A 2,841-nucleotide genomic window follows, 5' to 3' on the forward strand; every position below is an offset into this window, starting at 1 on the left:
TAGTTTAATGTTAGCACTCTCTCTACTTGAGTGCTACTCCTTATTTTTATATCATTCCACCAATTTAATGTCAATCGCTATTCATCGTTAATCTCTTGTGAAGATGATACAAAATGCCGTTCCTCCCTTACACACAAGGTGTTAGTGAGAAACGGCATTGGGTTATTTCATGGAAGCCGCTGGACTGGACTTCAGGGCAACACTTGATTTGCGGTGATGTAGTCCGTAATACAACAGCGCCGAACATGCGACAACAATCCCTGCTACGAAGTACATCGTGTGATAGTTTGTTTTGGACGCAACAAGACCAAGTACGTACGAGCCGATTCCATAACCGGTATCGAAGAGCAAGAAATACGTGCCTGTGGCAAGTCCTCTGCGATGAGCGGGTGCAGCTTGGATAGCAATGGTCTGGAAGCTTGGCAGCATCGCACCGAAGCCAAGTCCCAGCAGTCCGCCAGTAACTAGAAATGGAACAGGAGAAGATGTCAGGCTGAGGCCAATCATCCCCAGAGTGAATAAAATAACGCCAGGGTAAACTAAGCCGTTAGGTCCTGAACGATCGAACCATTTGCCGGTAAACGGCCTGGAAATGACAATCATCAAAGCGAACACCATGAAGAAGTAGCTTGCGTATTTCTCCAATCCGTTCGATTTGGCATAAACAGATAGGAACGTCGTGATGGCACCGTAGGAGAAGGCGAGCACACTGCCTGTCAGAGAGATCGGGATCGCGCGCGGCTCGATGAACTTTCTCCAGCCCTTCTCCGGTTTCACGGATGCTTGTACGACCCGCTGCGGGATGCGTAGGGATAACCCGAACATAAGAGATATCACGGAGAATACGATACATACACCAAACAGCAGCGTATTATTGTTTGATTGCATAATCGTTAAACCGAGAAACGGTCCGACAACCATCGCGAGGCTCATGAAAAGGCTGAAATAGCCGATGCCTTCTCCTTTCCGGCGCTCTGGAACCAAGTCAATAGCTACTGCTCCGGCAGCTGTGGTAGCCATCCCAAAGCCAATGCCATGAAGAAAACGTAGGCCTAGCAATACATTATACTGATGAATAAATGGATATAGCGCGGTACAAATCATAAAAAGGACAAGGGAGAAGGAGATGATCTTCTTCCGATTCCACTCGTCCATCCATTTACCGGTTAATGGCCGTAAAATAACGGTTGAAATAATGAAGACGGTCATTACCAGACCAATTTGCTGTTGTCTTGCATGCAGAGTATCGGTGACAAAGATAGGCAAAGTTACGGCTAGAATATAAAATGTCATAAATAAAAAAAAGCTGCTGAGACATACAGCAACGAAATCGCGATTCCACAATTTCTTATCGGTATTCACTGTGATTCCTCCACTTCCTTGATGCGTGCATTGGCTTCTTGGGTGATTTGAATTAGCAGCGACTTGAGTAGAGAAGTCTGTTCCTCTGTGAAGCTGCTGAGTAGGGAGTCCATGACCTTCTGCTCAATCGGGGTGAGGATATCTTTCATAGCTCTGCCTTGATCCRTAATGAACGTTAGAAAGGAACGGCGATCCTGCTCATTAGCGCGGCGCTCAATCATGCCTTTGCGTTCCAATTGGTCCAGGATTCGGGTAATATTCGTTTGATCTTTCTCCGCCCTCATAGCGAGCAGCTTCTGCGTAATACCATCCTCGCACGCCAGACGATGAAGCACGACCCATTGTTCTGTCGTCATATCGTAAGGCTGAAACTGAGAGCCCAAAAGCTGTGTCATTCGGCGCCCGGCATGGTTCAAAATAAACCCCAAGGAATGATCCAGCTGCATAGCACAAAACCCCTTTCGAAAATTAGTTGCTATAGCAATTATATTCTTAGCAATTATATTCGTCAATCATTTTGATGCGTTTTGCATAAGCTTATTCAGATCGGACATACTAATTTTCGACGGTGATTCAGAGAGGTGTTGTGTCGCATTCAATGTAGACGAAATACCAGGGAAGTTGTTGTTGAATCTACCGTAAAGCGAGGAGATGTGCCGCAGGCCATTAATGTAGTCCAAAGCTGCAGGAATGTGATGAGGTAGTTACCGAGCGAAGTATGGTTCAAGGCAAAAGTACCATCAATTTGTCACCGTCGAAAAGGACTCCGCGAGGAGTCCTTTTTCTTATGGTGTATGGAGTTAGAAACGATTGATATCCGTGCTCTCAATGATCGGCTGCGGATAGCCGTTAATGGCGGTTTCAATCATGGCGCGGCCGACCTTCTCCGAGGTTGTGACCGAATTCGGGAACCATTTTTCCAGCATCGGGTAAAATGGTTTCATGACCGTATAAACAGCTTGATATAGCTTTGTTTTGGATCTGACGCCGTGCAGAGGCAGAATACCGCCAGGCCTGAACATATATGCCGCTTGGAAAGGCAGCTTGAGCAGGTCGTTTTCTGTTTTGCCTTTGACACGCGCCCACATACTGCGCCCCCGCTCAGAGCTATCCGTGCCAGTGCCAGTCACGTAGGTAAAGGTCATGGCGGGGTTTAGCCTCACCAAAGTTTGTGCCACACTCATGGTTAAATCGTACGTTATCGCCGTATATTTCTCCTCGCTCATTCCCGCTGAAGAGACGCCAAGGCAGAAAAAGCAAGCATCAAAACTGGAGAGTTCGCCCTCCAAGGCAGATAAATCTAACAAGTTCGCATGCACGAGTTCGCGCAGTTTCGGGTGCTGCTGCCCAGTTGCATTTCGACCTATTGTTACTACACGCTTGATCCTTGTATCAAGCAGACATTCACGCAGCACAGACTGCCCTACCATCCCGGTTGCTCCGAAAAGAAGAACGTTCAATGAGATCACACCTCTCTAT

At 47.1% G+C, this 2,841-nt stretch carries 3 protein-coding genes; all 3 read right to left on the minus strand.

Annotation, left to right across the window (positions count from 1 at the left end):
- Positions 1–162: 162 nt before the first annotated feature.
- Positions 163–1,362 carry an MFS transporter gene (locus AC1DUA_RS32325; RefSeq protein ID WP_477503636.1) on the minus strand — a complete coding sequence of 400 codons (1,200 nt, stop codon included), beginning with the start codon at positions 1,360–1,362 and terminating at the stop codon, positions 163–165.
- Positions 1,359–1,808 (minus strand): MarR family winged helix-turn-helix transcriptional regulator, encoded by a 450-nt coding sequence (locus tag AC1DUA_RS32330; protein ID WP_477503637.1) that lies wholly within the window; start codon positions 1,806–1,808, stop codon positions 1,359–1,361. The genes AC1DUA_RS32325 and AC1DUA_RS32330 overlap by 4 nt, the downstream gene beginning before the upstream one ends.
- Before the next feature lie 354 nt (positions 1,809–2,162).
- The gene (locus AC1DUA_RS32335; RefSeq protein WP_477503638.1) at positions 2,163–2,822 is read right to left on the minus strand and encodes an NAD-dependent epimerase/dehydratase family protein; all 660 of its coding nucleotides are present in this window, start codon (positions 2,820–2,822) and stop codon (positions 2,163–2,165) included.
- Positions 2,823–2,841: the final 19 nt, after the last annotated feature.

It is taken from the genome of Paenibacillus sp. 01T422, assembly GCF_056398785.1.